15 protein-coding genes are annotated in these 17222 nt (G+C 61.9%); 4 read left to right on the top strand and 11 right to left on the bottom strand.

Features of this window, described 5'->3' with window-relative positions; translation table 11 throughout:
• Positions 1–72: 72 nt before the first annotated feature.
• From PMA3_RS10420 to PMA3_RS10410, 3 genes are all read right to left on the bottom strand, one after another.
• The gene (locus PMA3_RS10420; RefSeq protein ID WP_064677063.1) at positions 73–1431 is read right to left on the bottom strand and encodes a DUF1329 domain-containing protein; all 1359 of its coding nucleotides are present in this window, start codon (positions 1429–1431) and stop codon (positions 73–75) included.
• A 41-nt stretch (positions 1432–1472) separates the two neighbouring features.
• A complete protein-coding gene (locus tag PMA3_RS10415) occupies positions 1473–3485 on the bottom strand; it encodes a DUF1302 domain-containing protein (RefSeq protein WP_064677062.1) in 2013 nt (670 codons plus the stop codon).
• 123 nt (positions 3486–3608) lie between these two features.
• Complete coding sequence (locus PMA3_RS10410; protein WP_064680666.1) at positions 3609–4175, bottom strand: RBBP9/YdeN family alpha/beta hydrolase; 567 nt, start codon at positions 4173–4175, stop codon at positions 3609–3611.
• 356 nt (positions 4176–4531) lie between these two features.
• On the opposite strand from PMA3_RS10410, the gene PMA3_RS10405 reads away from it, so the two are divergent.
• Positions 4532–5590, top strand: coding sequence for an AraC family transcriptional regulator (locus PMA3_RS10405; RefSeq protein ID WP_064677061.1), 1059 nt, complete (start codon positions 4532–4534; stop codon positions 5588–5590).
• Positions 5591–5836: 246 nt separating this feature from the next.
• On the opposite strand, the gene PMA3_RS10400 is transcribed toward PMA3_RS10405, so the two are convergent.
• The 7 genes from PMA3_RS10400 to PMA3_RS10370 all read right to left on the bottom strand — a co-directional run bounded on the left by PMA3_RS10400 (position 5837) and on the right by PMA3_RS10370 (position 12228).
• Positions 5837–6847 carry a YeiH family protein gene (locus tag PMA3_RS10400; protein ID WP_064677060.1) on the bottom strand — a complete coding sequence of 337 codons (1011 nt, stop codon included), beginning with the start codon at positions 6845–6847 and terminating at the stop codon, positions 5837–5839.
• A complete protein-coding gene (locus tag PMA3_RS10395) occupies positions 6844–7170 on the bottom strand; it encodes a Rieske (2Fe-2S) protein (RefSeq protein WP_064677059.1) in 327 nt (108 codons plus the stop codon). The genes PMA3_RS10400 and PMA3_RS10395 overlap by 4 nt, the downstream gene beginning before the upstream one ends.
• A complete protein-coding gene (locus PMA3_RS10390; protein WP_064677058.1) occupies positions 7167–7829 on the bottom strand; it encodes a DsbA family oxidoreductase in 663 nt (220 codons plus the stop codon). Before PMA3_RS10390 ends, PMA3_RS10395 begins: the two co-directional genes overlap by 4 nt.
• Positions 7826–9154 (bottom strand): MFS transporter, encoded by a 1329-nt coding sequence (locus tag PMA3_RS10385; RefSeq protein ID WP_064677057.1) that lies wholly within the window; start codon positions 9152–9154, stop codon positions 7826–7828. The genes PMA3_RS10390 and PMA3_RS10385 overlap by 4 nt, the downstream gene beginning before the upstream one ends.
• Positions 9155–9246: 92 nt before the next feature.
• Positions 9247–10299 carry a beta-keto acid cleavage family enzyme gene (locus tag PMA3_RS10380; RefSeq protein WP_064677056.1) on the bottom strand — a complete coding sequence of 351 codons (1053 nt, stop codon included), beginning with the start codon at positions 10297–10299 and terminating at the stop codon, positions 9247–9249.
• 86 nt (positions 10300–10385) lie between these two features.
• Positions 10386–11234, bottom strand: coding sequence for a TauD/TfdA dioxygenase family protein (locus tag PMA3_RS10375; RefSeq protein WP_064677055.1), 849 nt, complete (start codon positions 11232–11234; stop codon positions 10386–10388).
• A 13-nt stretch (positions 11235–11247) separates the two neighbouring features.
• The gene (locus tag PMA3_RS10370) at positions 11248–12228 is read right to left on the bottom strand and encodes a quinone oxidoreductase family protein (protein WP_064677054.1); all 981 of its coding nucleotides are present in this window, start codon (positions 12226–12228) and stop codon (positions 11248–11250) included.
• Between the two features lie 230 nt (positions 12229–12458).
• Here PMA3_RS10370 and pdxR point away from each other — a divergent pair, with 230 nt between their 5' ends.
• From pdxR to PMA3_RS10355, 3 genes are all read left to right on the top strand, one after another.
• Entirely contained in the window at positions 12459–13967 is a 1509-nt protein-coding gene (pdxR, locus tag PMA3_RS10365) for a MocR-like pyridoxine biosynthesis transcription factor PdxR (RefSeq protein WP_064677053.1), read from the top strand.
• Between the two features lie 108 nt (positions 13968–14075).
• On the top strand, positions 14076–15146 hold the full coding sequence (locus PMA3_RS10360) for a sugar phosphate isomerase/epimerase family protein (protein ID WP_064677052.1): 1071 nt from the start codon (positions 14076–14078) through the stop codon (positions 15144–15146).
• 20 nt (positions 15147–15166) lie between these two features.
• Positions 15167–16432 carry an MFS transporter gene (locus tag PMA3_RS10355; RefSeq protein ID WP_064677051.1) on the top strand — a complete coding sequence of 422 codons (1266 nt, stop codon included), beginning with the start codon at positions 15167–15169 and terminating at the stop codon, positions 16430–16432.
• Positions 16433–16652: 220 nt separating this feature from the next.
• Here PMA3_RS10355 and PMA3_RS10350 read toward each other — a convergent pair whose 3' ends face one another.
• On the bottom strand, positions 16653–17117 hold the full coding sequence (locus PMA3_RS10350; RefSeq protein WP_064677050.1) for an anti-virulence regulator CigR family protein: 465 nt from the start codon (positions 17115–17117) through the stop codon (positions 16653–16655).
• Between the last annotated feature and the right edge of the window lie 105 nt (positions 17118–17222).

The following is a 17222-nucleotide window of genomic DNA, read 5'->3' as shown; positions in this document are numbered from 1 at the left end:
GTAATCGTTAACGTCCATCGCGAGCAAGCTCGCTCCCACAGTGGATCGTGCGAGCGTCTGCTTGCGGTTGGCTCAGCGAATACCGGCGCCGGCCAGGGACTCCGACGACCATTGCGCCTTGGAAAGCGGATCGATGTACTTGATGCCGCCGTAAGGCCCGACCACGCCGTTGATGTTGTAGGAGCCACCCACCAGGTCGTAGATCATGAAGGGCGTGGAATCCGGGGTCTGCTTGTCGTAGCTCTGGCTCAAGAACGCGAAGGAGCCACGGTACAGCTGACCACGGGCGTCGTATTGGTCGGAGGCCAGAGCGGTCCAGCTGTCTTCATCGAGGTAGAAGCGGCGCTTGGCGTAGATGTGTCGGGCGCCGGACTTGAGCGTGCCCTCCACCACCCAGACCCGGTGTTTTTCCCAACGCACATAGTCGGGAGCCAGGTGATTGGCGGTGGTCAGCGCCTTGGGGTCCTGGGCGTAGGTCAGCTTGTAGGTGTTGTAGGGCACGATCATTTCCTGCTTGCCCACCAGCTTCCAGTCGTAGCGGTCCAGCGCACCGTTGAACACGAACACATCGTCGTAGGTGCCCGCGCCGGCGGTGCCCGGGTTCGGCGTGTCGTAGGCCAGGTTCGGCGCCAGCTTGACCCGACGCTGACCCGGCAAATACTGCCAGGCGCGACGTGGTTGCTGCAGCGGGTTGGCGGCGTCCTTGAGCATCACCGCTTCACCGGCCCGGCGCGCAGGGCCGGTGTAGGACAGCTTCATCTGGTAGTACACGTCGGCGCTGCTGATCGGCTGCGCCAGGTTCTCGTAGATCGGATAGGAAATGAATGCCTGTCCGGTGGTTGCCAGGCTTGGTACGCCGGCGGAGTCGACGTTCCAGGAGTCGTACTTGGAGTTGATGCTGACCCCCTGAAAGCGCAACAGGAAATTCCACATGGCCTCGTTGCCCGTCTGCGGAATCGGGAACGGCACGCCGGGCAGTACGTTATCGACAGCCAACCCGCCCTCGAGGGACTTGGCGCCAGTGGCATTTTTTACCCCGTTCTCCAGCACCGCTTTTGGCAACGAGACGGTGCGATGGGTCGGGTAGACATTGATGTGGAAGGTCGGGAAACGCTTGGCCAGTTCCACGGTAGTCGCCGTGAGCGCGCCCTTGAACTGATCGACGTTCTTGCCATCGATCACCAGCACCGGCTTTTCATTGGCAAAGGGATCCGGGCGCATGCTGTCACCGGCTTTGAAACTGGCCGGCGGCGTGGTCAGGCCACCGGCATACGCGGGAATCGAACCATCGGCATTCCCGGCTTTTTCGGCCCCGACCAGGGTCAGGCTGGTGCCCAGTTTGGCAGCTTCCTGGGCCGATACAGCGGCGTGCGCCTGGGCGGCAATGACCATGGCCAGGGAGGCGGCCAACACGGTTTGTGCGAACTTCATCTTGTTATTCTCCTGCTTACTTCGAGTAAGCCAGTGGTGAATCAAAAAGTGGTTTTCATCGTCAGGTAAACGGCGCCACGGTCCTCAGTCGTGGCCCCTCCACCGGAGAAGGCCGAGTAGCCACCGCCGTAACAGGCGTAGTTTTCGTTGCCGCTAAAGGCATTGGGTGTAGAGCCGTCGCCGCTGCCGGCATTGGCCGCGCCGGTGCTCAGACCGCTGGTGTCGCACTTGTCGGTCTTGCCGAACGCGTCGACATACTTCAGGTCGATGAAGTATTTGTTGTACACAACGGCACCCACGCCCACGGCATAGTTACCGGTGTCTTTGGCACCGCCACCGGACACCGGTGACACCCCGTCGAGGCCGACGTTGATCGACATCGGTGCGTTCAGATCGACCCCCGGGAAGACCTGGTACCAGGTCGGTGTGAAGTTGACCGCGATGCCCCAGTTGTCCCGGGTCGCCGCGTCGATGCCGCGGTAGCTGTCCTTGCCCTTGTAGAGCGCTTCGTTCTTGCTATCGAGCTTGAGCAGGTTGCTGTAGTACAGCTCGGCGAGCAGGGTGGCCGAATCGAACACCGGGGTTTTCGGGAAGGTCATCAGGCCGTTGAGCGTCCAGTGCAAGGTGTCGCCGGTGGCGGCCATGCTGTCGCCCTTCTGCGGGGTGTCATACACCACACCGGTAGCAGCCGTACGCGCCGGCAACAGGCCAAGACCCGCGCCCAGGCCCAGCGGACTGTTGGTGCTGACAATCGCCGGAATACTGGCCAGCGGCATGTTATGACGCACGTTCAGGTCCGAACCGACGCTCACCCCGCCGACGTCCTTGGACAGGCTCAGGCCAACGATCTTGATGTTGTCGGCATAGGCCATTTGATAGGTGGCGGTGCTCAGCGAGTTGAGCGTATTGACCACCGCAGGCACTTGCCCGGCCGGCGGGGTGCCGTTGGGGTTGGCCGAACTCAGGCCTCTGGCATCCAGCCAGGCTTGCGGCAGGATTTCCGAGGTCTCGCGGTAGTAAACGCCGAGGGTGCCATCCAGCCAGGCCGGCGACCACTTGGCCATGATCCCCCAGTCTCCGCGCTTGTCCGGCGTCAGGTCGTGACCGCGACGCACATTGGTCAGCCCGTTGCAGGGCGCCAGGCCACACCCCAGCGGGCTGCCCGGCACCACGCCATTGGTGTTGCCCAGCAGGAACGACTGCGCACCGAAGCCCACCAGATCGGAACCGCCATAGTAAGTGCCGGCTTCAGGCAGGCGGGCGGCATCCCAATCGAGGAAATACTGGGCGCCCACGGTCAACTCGGGATTGACGGTGAACGACATCGACAACTGGTTGCGCGGAACGAACAGTTCCTTGGCTTCGGTACCGGGCGAGGCGGCCAGCTTGGCCAGGTCCAGGCCGGACTGGCCGTAGCTGATCGAGTGCACCGGACTGAGAATGGTCTCGCCCCAGAACACGTTGTGCTGACCGGCCTTGGCGCTCAGCAGCGACTCCTCGCCGATTTCGGTGCTGTAGAACACGAAGGCATCGAGGATCTCGCCGGAAGGACCGGTGTAGTAACGCCGGGCATAGTTGCTCAGGTGCGGGCTGCCGTTGCCGACGTTGTCGCCGGTGACCGCGGCAAGGCGCGGGTCATTGGCGACCAGGCCCGACGTCCCGCCATTGCCGTTGACGAACGGGTTGGAATTGGAACCGGTGTTTTCGTAGGCCTTGTCGTACCAACTGGCGGCGCTGACGCGAAAACCCATGTGGTTCTGGTAGACCACATCCATCTCGGTCAACAGGTCGACACGGTTGGTGATGTTGGTCCCGGCCTTGCGAAAGTTGTAGTCGCCGTCGTTGTTGTTCGGCGTTGCCAGCATGCGCTTGTCTGCGCTTTCGGTGCGTACGCCGTAGTTGTACTTCACGGTGTTATCAAGACGCACGGTCCAGTCGGGATTACCTGTGTCGAACTCGACCGCCTGCGCGACCGGTACGGCGGCGGCCAGAATGGCCGAGGCCAACAAGGTGTACCGCGAGGGTGCGAACCCGTGACGCTTAGTGTTGTGCATTGCGTTTTCTCGCCTTTTTGTATTTGTTTTAAGCGCAGCCGCCCTCGCGCAACCCCTTATGGGGTCTACGTTGTTCAGGAGTGAGGGCATGTGCCGGATGGCGCGGGCCAAACGGCGCCTGAACTAGCGATCCAGTTCGAGAATGAGTGCTTCGGCTTGTGGCCAGCGCCCGTACCCGGCAGCAGGATTGAGATGACCGACTTGGCCCAGGTTGAGCAATTCGCTGCCCCAGCTTTCGGCCATGCGCGTGACCGCGTCCAGGCTGGCAAGGTGGTCGTCGGTGCTGGCGGCCACCAGGCTGCGGAACGGCAGCCGGCCTTTGGGTAGAGGGTCCCAACCCTGGGTACGCAGGGTTTCGGCGGATGGGTAACCTTGCGGCCATTGGGCGTCAAGGTCCGGCGGAGTGGCCAGCAGTGCGCCCTTGATCGGCCGATTGTGCCGGGCAGCCCAGTGCGCGACCATCAGCACACCGGCGCTGTGGGCGACCAGAATCACCGGCCCGTCGATCTGTTCCAGTGCGTGTTGAATCGCTTCGACCCGCTTGGCGCAGTCGAGCCTGGCGGTTTCCAGCGGCGGCACACTGCGCACCTTGGAGAGCCTGGCTTCCAGCAGCGTTTGCCAATGCTCGGCAACGTGGTCGCGCAGACCCGGTACGATCAGAACGGTTGCGGCAGTTTGCAGTTTGTCCACTTCAACACCTTCGCTTTCTCGATGACTCGACTGGCTCATTGGCCAGGGGCTTTTTGTAGGACTGACATTAAAGAGCGCCCGCCCCGGGCGCTTTTCATTGGACGTCAGGCACTTTTCTTTTCATGACAAATTCCTGGGTGTCAGCCCGCGGCGACCATTGGTCGAAAGCCCCCACGACTTGTCTGAAGCGCACTGTAATCACTGGGTGAGGCGGCAATTGCGCCACGACAACGGTGGTGTTTGCGGACAGAATCGGCGCAGCGCCCTCGACGACGTCACAACTGTTCAATTGCTGATGTGCTGGCTATAGTCGCCACGCTTATTCGATTCGCAACCGGCCCAGGAAAGACCTTCGCATGCCCAAGCTTGTTCGCGCCGCCGTCTTGACCAACTACCTGGAAGTCACCCAGTACCTGGGGTTCAACCCACGGGATGTACTGGCCGGCGTCGGCTTGAGCAAAGCCCAGCTGCAAGCCCCTGAGCATCGCATTCCCATCGATGCCGCCGTGCGCCTGCTGGAGGATTCGGCCGCCGCCAGCGGCTGCCAGAGCTTCGGCTTGAGCATGGCCGAGTCGCGCCAGCTCTCGCACTTCGGCGTGGTCAGCCTGCTGCTCAGCCACCAGCGAACGCTGCGTGATGCGTTGCAGGTGTTGGTGCATTACCGGCATCTGATGAACGACTCGCTGGCCCTGTTCATTGAAGAGGCCGGCAAGTTGGTGATCATTCGCGAAGAGGTGATCGCCGACTCGCCCATGTCCTGCCGACAAGCCAACGAACTGGCGATCGGGGTGATGTTCCGCCTCTGTGCCGCCCTGCTTGGCGCGCACTGGCAACCCTACAGCGTCAACTTCACGCACCAGCCCCCCGACAACCTGCAACTGCATCGCCGCCTGTTCGGCTGCAAACTGGAGTTCGGCAGCGAGTTCAATGGCATTGTCTGTCCCAATGCCAGCCTCGACATGACCAACCCCCATGCCGACCCGGCCATGGCGCGTTATGCCCAGAGTTACCTCGACTCGCTGCTGGGTCACGACGGCCCTTCGATGCTGTTCGAGGTGCGCAAGGCCATCTACCTGTTGCTGCCGATGGGACGCGCCACCATCGAGCAGATCGCCCAGACCCAGGGCATGAACGTGCGCACGCTGCAGCGCCGTCTCAAAGACGACGGTTGCGCCTTCAACGACTTGATCAATGACGTGCGCCGCGACCTGGTGTTGCGCTACCTGGACAACCCGAATTACTCGTTGGGCCGGATCGCCGACATGCTCGGCTACTCCATGGCGAGCTCCTTCACACGCTGGTTCATCGCCCAGTTCGGCATGCCGCCGGCAGCGTGGCGCAGCGCGCAAAAACAACCCAAGGCGCACGGTGAACCCGGCCCCCTGCACCACCCTGCGCATCACCCGGACGACTGAAAGAGGCGGCACAAAAAAAAGCGGCGACTGCTGGTACAGTCGCCGCAAACGAGCCGGTGTTTATGACACCGCGCCATGGTGGTTTCGTAGGAGCCAGGCTTGCCGGCGAAGGCGCTTTCAGGGACGCCTTCGCCGGCAAGCCTGGCTCCTACAGGTCCGATTTGCCCTTGAGAAATACGCGGTCGTCTTTGTGGGGGCGCTTCGCACCCCAGCGGGAGCAAGCGCCCTCGCCACTGTGTTGTTTGCCTACATTCCCCAGCGCAGCAACAACAGCACCAGCACGACGAGAAACACCGTCTCCCCCAGCATCAGCAGGATGGGTTTGATGCCCACCGCCGCCAGCTCCTTGAGTTGGGTCTTCATGCCCAGGGCACTGATAGAGACCACCAGGCACCAACGCGACAGTTCATTGACCGATCCCTGCACCACCGGGGCAATCCATCCGGTGCTGTTGATACAGGCCAGCATCAGGAACCCGACGGCGAACCATGGCAGCAGCGGCGGTCGCTTGCCGGCCGGGTCGGCGCCCTGCAGGCGGGTAATCATCGCGGCGCAGACGATCACCGGCAGCAGCATGGCGACCCGCATCAGCTTGACCACCGTGGCCGTATCGCCGGTCTCGGTCGACATGCTGTAGCCGGCCCCGACGACCTGGGCGACATCGTGGATGGTCGCCCCGAGAAACACGCCCGCCATTTGCGGCGACAAAGACAGCCAGTTGGCGATCATCGGGTACACAATCATCGCCAGGGTCGACAGCGCCGACACCCCGATCACCGTGAATAAGGTCGCCCGTTCTTTCTGCGGATGGTTGGGCAATGCCGCCGCCAGGGCCAACGCGGCCGAGGCACCACAAATCGCGGTGGCCCCGCCGGTGAGCATGCCGAACAAGCGCTGGAAGCCCAGGGCCTTGGCGGCGACCACCGAAACGCCGATGGTCACCACCACCACAATCACCACCAGCGCCACAGGCTTCCAGCCCAACGCAACCATCTGTTCGAGGGTGATGCGCATGCCCAGCAGCGCCACGCCGATGCGCAATACGGTGCGTGCGGTGAACTCGATGCCGGCCTTGCAGGCACCGTCGCCGGCCAGGAAGTTCAGTGCCATGCCCAACAACAACGCGAACAGCATCACCGGCGCGCCGTAATGTTCGGACAGAAAGGACGCCGCGGCCGCCACGATCAGGCTGACGATAAAACCGGGCGCCAATTCGCGCGTTCGGCTGTGGATACGGGTAAGAGCGATGGCGCTCATGGCGCGGACTCCTCGGAAACGATGACGATAAATGCCTGGCCGTCGATGATCTCGACGGGGTAGCTGGCGACTTTGACGGCCGTGGAATTGAGCAAGTAACCGCTGCGCAGATCGAAACGCAGGCCATGGGCGCAGCACTGAATCACCCGTCCTTGAAGGCGCCCGCCACACAGCGAGGCTCCCTGGTGCGGGCAACTGTCGTCGATGGCGTACAGGTCCCCTTCGACGTTGAACAGCGCCAGGCTTGTGTCATCGAATTCGAACAGTGCACGCCCACCCACTGGCGGGTGTTTGCCGACAGGCACGGGGATGCGCCGGTTCATGCAGAGTGGCGCTCTTGATCACTGTCTTTCAGTGCCTGGCTCATGGCCCCAAGCAACGCCACTGCCGGTTGTGCGCCCACCACCGTCATGCGGCGGTCGAGTTGAAAACTCGGCACGCCACCGCTCGCCCCGGGTGATCCGGCAAATGGCGTGGCGTCGCCCAGCAGGCAGTCGGCCACGGCTTGTGCATCAATGCCGCAGGAGCGGGCAATCGCGAGCAAGGTCTCACGGCAACCCAAGTCTTCGCCCTTCTGGAAGTAAGCGGCGAACAGGCGCTCGAGCAAGAGGTCCCGTTGGGCCACATTGCCCAGTTCGCTTGCGCGCTCGAACAAACGATGGGCGTCTGCGGTATTGGGCATTGTCGCGATGCGGCCCAAGTCGATGGTCAATCCGACCGCCGCAGCCGCCTGCTGTACCTGGGCCTGGCGCGACACCACAGCGTCGGCACTGCCCAGACGCTTGCGATAGAAGTCGGCGAAGGGCTCACCTTGTGCCGGCAATTGAGGCAGCAACTGCACGCCATGCCACTGCGTGGTGATCTGCACACCCGGGTGGCGACTGCGAAACTGTACCTGCGCATGCTCCAGTTGGCGCTTGCCGATCAGGCACCAGGGACAGATGAAATCGAAGAACACATCAACACGTAGACGACCACTCACACCTTCACCTCTAACACCGCTTTGCTCATCGAATCGTGGACTTGCTCGCCTTTGAGCCGGGCAATGTCCTTGTGGTAGTGACACTTGGCATAAAAGAACACGGCCCCTGCGGCGAGGCTGACCAGAGGTACCAACTGGAATGCCGCGTGCAAGCCGATGAGGTCGGACACCCTGCCGGTGATGAACGGCCCGGGGGCCAGCCCCAGCATGTTGTTGGCCAGGGTCAGCGTGGCGAACGCCGTGCCGTGGACCGAGTAATGGGTCAGGTTGGCAACCATCGCCCCACAAGGCCCGGTCGTGCCGGCGGCAATCAACATGCCCAGGCAAATCAGCGCCAATTGCACAGGACCTGCCGGCAGGGCGAACGCCGCCGACAACAGCAGGCAACTGCCCAGGCAATAGGCGATGGCCAGGGTGACCTTGCGCTCCGGGCAATGGCGACTCAGTCGATCGCTGAGCATGCCGCACAGGATCATCCCCGCACCGCTGCACAGCACGATGATCGCCGCGACGCCGCCCGCCTTGTCCGTGGGCATGTCGTAATAGCGATTGAGGTAACTGGGCATCCACACGATCACGGTGCCGCCGACGAACAATTGCAAGCCACTGCCGATATAGGCCGCGATCACCGATCGGCTGGAAAACAGCGTACGCAACGGCCGCTTGACCGCGGCAGCCGCCTTGTTCGCCGCCAGGGCGGCGCGTCGCGGCGCAATGCGTGCTTCCTTCACGATGATCGGGTAAAGCACGGCCAGCAGCAGGCCGAACAGCGCCATGCCGGCAAACGACCAGCGCCAGCCCAGCTTGGCGGCGATCGCACCGCCCAGCGCCATGCCCAATACCGAACCGAACATGCCGCCCGCCATGAAGGCACTGGCCAGGGTGGCACGCAGGTGTTTGGGAAACACCGAAATCACCACCGCGATGCCGACGCTGCCATACGCCGCTTCGCCGACGCCGACCATGAAGCGGGCAATGAACATCTGCTGATAGTCCTGCGCCACGGCGCAGCCCAGGGTCGCCAGACTCCAGAGCAAGGCCATCAACGCCAGGCTCTTGACCCGGCCGAAGCGGTCGGCCATCAACGACAGTGGGAACGTCAGCAAACCCACCATCAGCGCGACGATGCCACTGAGCAGGCCGAGCTGGCCGTCGCTCAGGGCCCATTCGCCCTTGAGCATCGGGAACACCGCGTTCAGCACCTGGCGCGACATGTAATCGGAAATCAACAGCCCGAACGTCAGTGCGAAGACGATCCAGGCATACGGGCGCGAAACGCCGACAGCACAGTCGTCATCGTCTGCGGCGATTGGGTGAAAGGCCATGCAGCCTCCTCAAAGCTTTGTTTTATTGTTGTTATCAAGCGTGTTGCAGGGCAGCGAGCGGGAAGCCGTTACGCTCCCGCTGCGCCTGCCGATCAGCCGCGTTGCGGCACACCTTTCTGCCCAGCCTTGCGGTTGGGGGCCATGCCGTTGGCCAGCAGCGTCTCCTCGATGCTCTGGTACTGCACGCCGATGCGGTAGATCTCACGGGCTTCTTTGCCGGTGGCGATGTCGCGACCCAGCTCATGGGCGATGCGCACGGTTTGCTTGATCTGCGCAACCGAGCCGAAACGATCGCCCTTGTGATCAATGATAGTGTCTTCATTGCCCACGCGCGGGTGCATGCCCATGGCCATCGACATGGTGTTGAACGGCATGACGTTCTTGAGCAGCGACTCGGAGGTCAGGGTGCAACCGTCCGGCGCGCGGTGGATGAAGTTGAAAAAGTTGAACGGGTTGGGGCCATCGAAACCGCCACCGATACCGATCCAGGTAAGGTTCAACGGGCCCTTGTAGACGCCCCTGCGCACCAGACGCTCAAGGGTTTCCAGGGCATGCATGCCGGTCAGCTGGAAGTGCGGCTGGATGCCGTTGGCCATCAGGCGCTTGAGGTGTTCGGCGACCCAGGCCGGGCCAGCCGGTACGGTCATCTCGCTGTAGGCCGCCTGATACAGGGGGTTGGCCAGGGACGTGCCTTCCAGGTACTCCGGATACAGCAATTCCATGATGTTCATCTGGGTGGTGTTGATGGCCACCGTGACCTGATCCGGCTTTGGCGTCAGCTCGGCCAGCATGTGGCGCGTATCGTCCGACAGCCACAGGGCGGCTTCGCCATCGCTTTCCGGGGCGAAGGAAATCGAACCGCCGACCTGGATGATCATGTCCGGCACGGCTTCACGCACACCGGCGATCAGCTCATTGAACTTCGACAGGCGCTTGGAACCCTTGCCGTCCAGTTCGCGCACATGCAAATGCAGGACTGTGGCACCGGCCTCATAACATTCGACCGCTTTTTGCACCTGTTCGTCCATGGTCAGCGGGATGTCTTCGGGGAAGTCTTCCGGCATCCACTCCGGGCCGTACGGGGCCACGGTGATGACCACCTTTTCCATGTTTTCCGGGTGCAGGGAATCGTCGAAGAATTGCATGGGTTACTCCTGTTCTTATGATTGTCGCGCCCACCCGGGATCGTGCCGGGCAGACGTGTATACGAGTGCGAATGCAGAGGGGTAGATCAGTAAGTCTTGTCGCCGATGATCCCGGCACGCTCCATCTTGCGATGGCACGGCGGGTAGTCCATGACGGCGTAGTGCTGGGTGCTGCGGTTGTCCCAGATCGCGACGCTGTTGGGCTTCCAGCGCCAGCGCACCTGAAACTCGGGGATGTAGGCCTGGCTGATCAGGTAACGCAACAGCTCGCTCGCGCCGGGGTTGGCGTCCTGGCCGAAGCGCACCCGCTCGGGGGTGTGGTAGTTGCTCAAGTGCGTGGTGAAGGCGTTGACGAACAGCACCTTCTCCCCTGTTTCCGGGTGGGTGCGCACCACCGGGTGCTCGGCGTCCGGGTACATCGCCTTGAGCGCCAGGCGCTTTTCGATCGGCATGGCGGCGCCAAAGCTGGCTTCGATGCTGTGGCGGGCACGCAGGTCGGCGATCTTCAGCTTCACGTCTTCCGGCAATCGCGCATAGGCCTCGACCATGTTGGTCCACATGGTATCGCCGCCCACCGGTGGGCACTCTACACAGCGCAGCACGCAGCCCATCGGCGGCGCCTCGCGCCAGGTCGCATCGGTGTGCCATGCGTTTTCGTAGCGGTCCATCGGCTGGTCCGGATTTTTGTAGATGCGCACCAGCCCGGGATGATCCGGATCGCTGCCGGCCACCGGATGATCTTCCAGCTCACCGAAGCGACGAGCGAAAGCCACGTGATCGGCGCGACTGATCTCCTGATCGCGCAAGAACAGCACCCGATGCTTGAGCAACCGGGCACGAATCTCGGCGAAAAGACCGTCGTCATGCACCGCATCGGCGAGGTTGACGCCGATCAGTTCGGCGCCAATGCTGCAGGTCAATTGTTCGACTTTCATGGCTGGCGACTCCTTAAATGACGAAAATCGACGAGCCGGTGGTCTTGCGTGATTCCAGGTCGCGATGGGCCTGGACGGCGTCCTGCAAGGCATAGTGCTGGTTGATCTCGATCTTGATCCGACCACTGCCGACATGGTCGAACAATTCACCGGCCAGGGCGGTTTTTTCCGCCGGATCGGCGATGTAATCCGCCAGCGCCGGGCGGGTCATGTACAGCGAGCCTTTCATCGCCAGCAGCGCCGGATTGAAATCAGGAATCGGGCCGGAGGCGGTACCGACGCAGACCATCAGGCCACGGCGCTTGAGGGAATCCAGCGAGCCCATGAAGGTGTTCTTGCCGACGCTGTCGAACACCACGTTGACCCCCACGCCGTCCGTCAACTCGCGCACGCGCTGGGCGACATCTTCGTGGCTGTAATTGATGACATGGTCGCAGCCGTGGGCCAGGGCAATTTCACCCTTGACCTCGGTGGACACGGTGCCGATAACGTTCAGGCCCAACAGCTTGGCCCACTGCGAAACGATCAGGCCCACGCCACCGGCAGCCGCGTGCAGCAGAATGCTGTCGCCGGGCTTGAAGTCGTAGATGCGTCGCATCAGGTACGACGAAGTCAGACCGCGCATGGTCATGGCGGCGGCTGTCTCGAAGCTGATGGTTTCCGGCAGCTTGATCAGCGGCGCGGCCGCGATCAGGCGTTCGGTACTGTAGGCCCCCAGGGTGTTGAGAAAACCGGTGTAGGTGACCCGATCCCCGACTTGTACGTTGGTCACCCCTTCGCCGATGGCCTGGACCACACCGGACGCTTCAACGCCCATGCCATTGGGCATCGGTATCGGGTAGGTGCCATTGCGAAAATAGGTGTCGGCATAGTTCAGGCCGACCGCCACATGACGAAGACGGACCTGGCCTGGACCGGGTTCGCCGACATCGACCTCTTCATAGCGTAGGACGTCGGGACCACCGGTTTCGTAGAAGCGTACGGCGTTGGCCATTTTTTCTTGTTCTCCAGTCTGTACAGCGTCGATTTGCGCTGATTGGACTGTAGGACGCAGCCTGGCGAGCCGCTTTACATCAGACGACAATGGCTTTTCATTTCATGACAGCTGGCCGCCGGCATCGATGCCTGTGGTGGATGACTTATCCGCGGCCTCTCGATACCCTGCGCATCTGGGTACCTGATGGTGTTCCAAATCAAGCCACCCCTTGTCAAGACGAGCATGTCATGAAATCCCCTGCAGGTTTGCTGCTGTCGGCTATCGAGCTGGACCGTGCCAGCGCCATCCCGCTGTACCGCCAACTCTATTTGCAGATCCGCAAACAGATCCTCAGCGGAAAAATGCAAGGGGGCGTGCGCCTGCCGTCGACCCGAACCCTGAGCAAGGAACTGGCGCTGTCACGGATCACCATTCTCAATGCGTTCGATCAGCTGATTGCCGAAGGCTTCCTGGCCTCGCGCACCGGGGCGGGCACCTATGTCGGCGGTGAGTGGGAGCGTCGCGGGATTGCCGACGACGAGCAGCCGCGCCAGCCACCACGCCTGTCCGACCTGAGCCAGTCCATGCTGTCGTTGCGCAGCAGTCACTTTCGCGGCGTTTCCTATACCGGTTGGGATCCGGCGGCCCCCACCTCCTTCCTGCCCAGCCACAGTTCCTACGACGCGTTCCCGCTGGCGGTGTGGCGGCGCTTGATGAACCGGCACCTGCTCAAGCCAACCAAGGCCCTGCTCGGCTACGGTGAACTGCAAGGGCTGCAGGCCTTGCGCGCGGCGATTGCCGAGTACGTGTTTGATGCCCGTGGCATCGACTGCAGTGCCGAACAGGTGGTGATCGTTTCAGGGGCCCAGCAAGCTTTCAACCTGTTGGGCATGCTGTTGCTCAATCCGCAGGACAGCGTGTGGATGGAAGACCCGGGGCATATCGCGGCGAGAATTGCCCTGCAAGCCCAAGGGGCCAAAGTGGTGCCGTTACGTATCGATGATCAGGGGATCGATGTCCAGCAGGGCCTGGCCGAGTGCCCGGACGCGCGCCTGGTGTTCACCACGCCGTCTCGCCAGCATCCCCTGGGCGTCACCCTGAGTTATGCGCGACGCCAGGCGCTCATCGACTGGGCTGCGCACCGGCAGAGCTGGATCATCGAGGACGATTGCGACAGTGAGTTTCGCTACAGCGGCCGCCTCCTCCCCGCGCTCTACGCCATGGACCGGATGGCACGAGTGATCTACGTCGGCACCTTCAGCAAAGTGCTCTTCCCTTCGCTGAGGCTGGGCTATGTGATCCTCCCGCAAGCCCTGGTCGAACCCTTCTGCACCCTGCGCGCGGTCATGGATCGCAGCCCGCCCACGCTGCTGCAGGCGACCACGGCGGACTTCATGCGCGAAGGCCACTTCATCGGCCATATTCGCCGCATGCGTGCGCTGTACCAGGCGCGCCAGCAAGCACTGGTCGAGCAACTCCAGCAACAGTTGGGCGGCTTCTTCACCCTCACCCCGGTGGAAGCCGGCATGCACCTGATCGCATGGCTGCCACCCACCCTCGATGACGACGCCATCGCCAGGGAACTGGCCCGGCACAACATCCACACCTATGCCCTGAGCGACTACTGCCTCGAGCATGTGCTGCCACCGGCCCTGCTCATCGGTTTTGCCGGTACGCCTGAGGGCCAGGCGCAAGAGCGCGTCGCGGCACTGGCCCGGGCCTTGGGCAAGATGGGCTACCTGCAGCAGGCCACCTGAAGGCAAGTGGTCTTATGATTTAACTGATAGTGGATCTATCGAGAGTTCCTGACTGGCGCGATAAAGGCTACGCCGGTAGACCCGGCGTCTGAACCAGGAACGACTCGAATGAACAATAAGATCCAAGAGCGATTCAATGCCTTGCTCCGCCACAAGGCTGTCGGGGCCGGAACACCTCCCCCGCTGACGCAGGCACTGGCCCGGCAACTGCTCGACCGGCTCGGGCAACTGCGCCTGTTTGCCCATGCCTATCCCTTGCTGACCAACCTCACCCATGGCCGCGTCACGCCTGCCGACCTGCTGGACTTCGCCTATCGCCACGAATTGCAGGGTCTGAGCCTGCATTTGCTGGACGGCGAGGAAAACAGCCTGAGCCAGATGACACCCGCACAGTTGCAGGCGTTTGCCGACAAGGCCAATGCGCTCGGGCTGGCGGTGCACCTGGAAATCAGCAGCACGCTGAAAAAAGATGTCGATCAGGTGATCGCCATCGCCAAGGCCCTGGGCACCCGCAACATCCGCGTTTACTCACGCTACGAGGGCACGCTGTCCCGGGTCATGGACGTGATCGAGTCGGACCTGCATTACCTCGCGCAGCAGGCCGACGAGCACGACCTGTTCTTCGACTTCGAGCAGCATGAAGAACTCAAGAGCGGCGAGATCGCGCAACTGCTGACCCGGCTCGACCATCCACGGCTGCATGCCTTGTTCGACTTCGGCAACATGATCAATGCCTGCGAACAGCCGCTGCAGGCGCTACGGACCCTGGCACCGCACATCCGCCAGACCCACCTCAAGGGTGTGCGCATCGTCCCCGAGCACAACGGCTTCGGCCACTACGGCGTGCTGCAGGGCAGTGACGAAGACGATCTGCCCAACGCCCGCATGCTGTTCGAACTGTTGATGCTCGGCGACTCAACCCCGCAAGTGATCGCGTTCATCCTCGAGCAGGAAAATCACTACGTCGCCCCGGCATTCCGCCAGACCCTCGAGGCGGCCGACCCCTTCATTACGTACCGGGAGATGAGTGAAACCGCACTGCCAGCCGGCTATTCGCTGGAACGAATGCTGGCCGATGAACACCGCTGGGCGAACAACCAGGTGGCCTATGTGCGAGGCCTGCTGGCCGAGTTCCGAACCCTGGCCGAACTGACGCTGGACCACTGCGAAAACGCCTGAACCTGACGTGGAGAACAATAATGACAACTCGTGACAAGGCCAAATGGCTCAGATTCCTGATCCTCATCCTCGGTGGTGGCACCATCTACAAGCTGTCGAGCCTCAAGGACGCCTTCTATGTGCCCATGCAAGAGTTCATGGGATTAACCCATACTGAAATCGGCTTGCTGTTGAGCGCCAACGCCATTGTCGCCACCGCGCTGTTTGTCGTCGGCGGTCTGCTGGCGGACCGCTACGACACGCGCAAACTGATTCCCATCGGCCTGATCGGTACCGGTGGCCTGGGCCTGTATCTGGCGACCTTTCCGCCGTTCAGCAATCTGCTGGTCGTGTTCAGCCTGTTGGCCGTCTGTGCCGATTGCTTCTTCTGGCCATCGCTGCTCAAGGCCATCCGCAACCTGGGCGACGACCAGGAACAGGGTCGGTTGTTTGGACTGCTGGAAGGTGGGCGTGGTGTGATCGACACGCTGGTGGCTTTTTCGGCGCTGGGCGTCTTCGTGGCCATGGGCTCCGGCGAGACCGGGCTGAAATCGGCGATCCTGTTTTACTCGGTCATCGACATTCTAGCCGGCACCCTGACCTGGTTCCTGCTCAAGGGCGGCAGCGCGCAGTCGATCGCCAAGCCGAAGAACGGTCTGGCGAATCTGCTGGAAGCCATCAAGGTGCCGGGTATCTGGCTGGTCAGCCTCAACGTGTTCATGGTCTACATCGTCTACTGTGGCCTGACTTATTTCATTCCCTACCTCAAGGAAATGTACGGGCTGCCCGTGGCACTGGTGGGCGCCTACGGCATCATCAACCAGTACTTCCTGAAGATCCTGGGCGGGCCGGCTGGCGGCTTCATTGCCGACAAGCAGTTCAAGAGCACCAGTCGCTATTTGAAGTGGGCATTCCTGGCCTTGCTGCCGCTGATGGGCGTGATCCTGCTGATCCCGAAAAACCCGGGGTTCATCTATGCGGGCATGGCCGCCACGCTGTCCTTCGCGCTGATCGTGTTTTCCATGCGCGGCGTGTTCTGGGCGCCCATGGGTGAAGTCGGCATCCCTCAACACATCACCGGTTCCGCCTTCGGCATCGGCTGCCTGATTGGCTATGCACCGGGGATGTTCGCTTACGTCATCTACGGCGCCATCCTCGACCATTTCCCGGGGCAGCAAGGCTACAACTACGTTTTCAGCCTGATGAGCCTGTTGGCCATTGTCGGATTCATGGTGTCCAGCCTGCTGTACAGGAGCGTGCGCAATAAATCCACGGCAAGCGGTGCGGTTAGCGCGGCGCAGGCTTGAGTCGTGTTGGCAACACAATAAAAAATTGTAGGAGCGAGCCTGCTCGCGATGGACTTAAGTGCGCCGCGTTTAAACAGGTAAACACGCGTTATCGTTAACGACCATCGCGAGCGAGCTCGCTCCTACAATGACATTTTATGGGACGCAAAATCAGACCCGGGCCCCGCTGAAACGAGAACCGGGCGCAGAACATGGCATCGCTACGATGCACCGCCAAACCTCAATCGAAAGCGCCATCGAGTATTTCATAAATGAGCCCGGTGGCCAGCGCGACCAATATCAGGTCCGTACCCGCCTGCTGCCATTCGTAACCATCATAGTGAGGCAGCCTGCCGACCAGCCGGCCATCGAGTTTCTTGGCGATGCCCGGCGGAAGCTGCTTGCCTCGGGCCAGGTTTTTTTGAATACCGGGTGGCAAGGCCGGCCCGGGGCTCCAGTAGTCGCGATGCTCGCCAATAATGCCGAGGATGCTCGAACGATTGATACCTGGGCCGTGATCGCCCCCCCCTGAATGTTTACCCGTATTGGCGTGTCCACCCTGGTTGCCATGGTCCTGGCTGTTTTGCGGCTTTCCCTTGCCATTCCCTTGCCCCTTCCCGTTATCAGGATCGGCCAATGCGGGCACTGAAGCGGACACCAGTGCAAGACAGGTGATAGCGGTAATCAACGAGCGAGATCTGAACATATCCGTACTCTCAGAAAGGGGGTATCCCCTGGCATGTAGATGCTCCAGGGGGTATTAGTTCCCAAACCAGGTGTATCGAATGCTGCATAAGCTGAACGCCGCGTA

Source organism: Pseudomonas silesiensis (assembly GCF_001661075.1).
In the GTDB taxonomy this organism is placed as follows: domain Bacteria; phylum Pseudomonadota; class Gammaproteobacteria; order Pseudomonadales; family Pseudomonadaceae; genus Aquipseudomonas; species Aquipseudomonas silesiensis.
The sequence above is the reverse complement of the archived record's forward strand: the minus strand, read 5'-3'. Positions and strand labels throughout refer to the sequence as shown.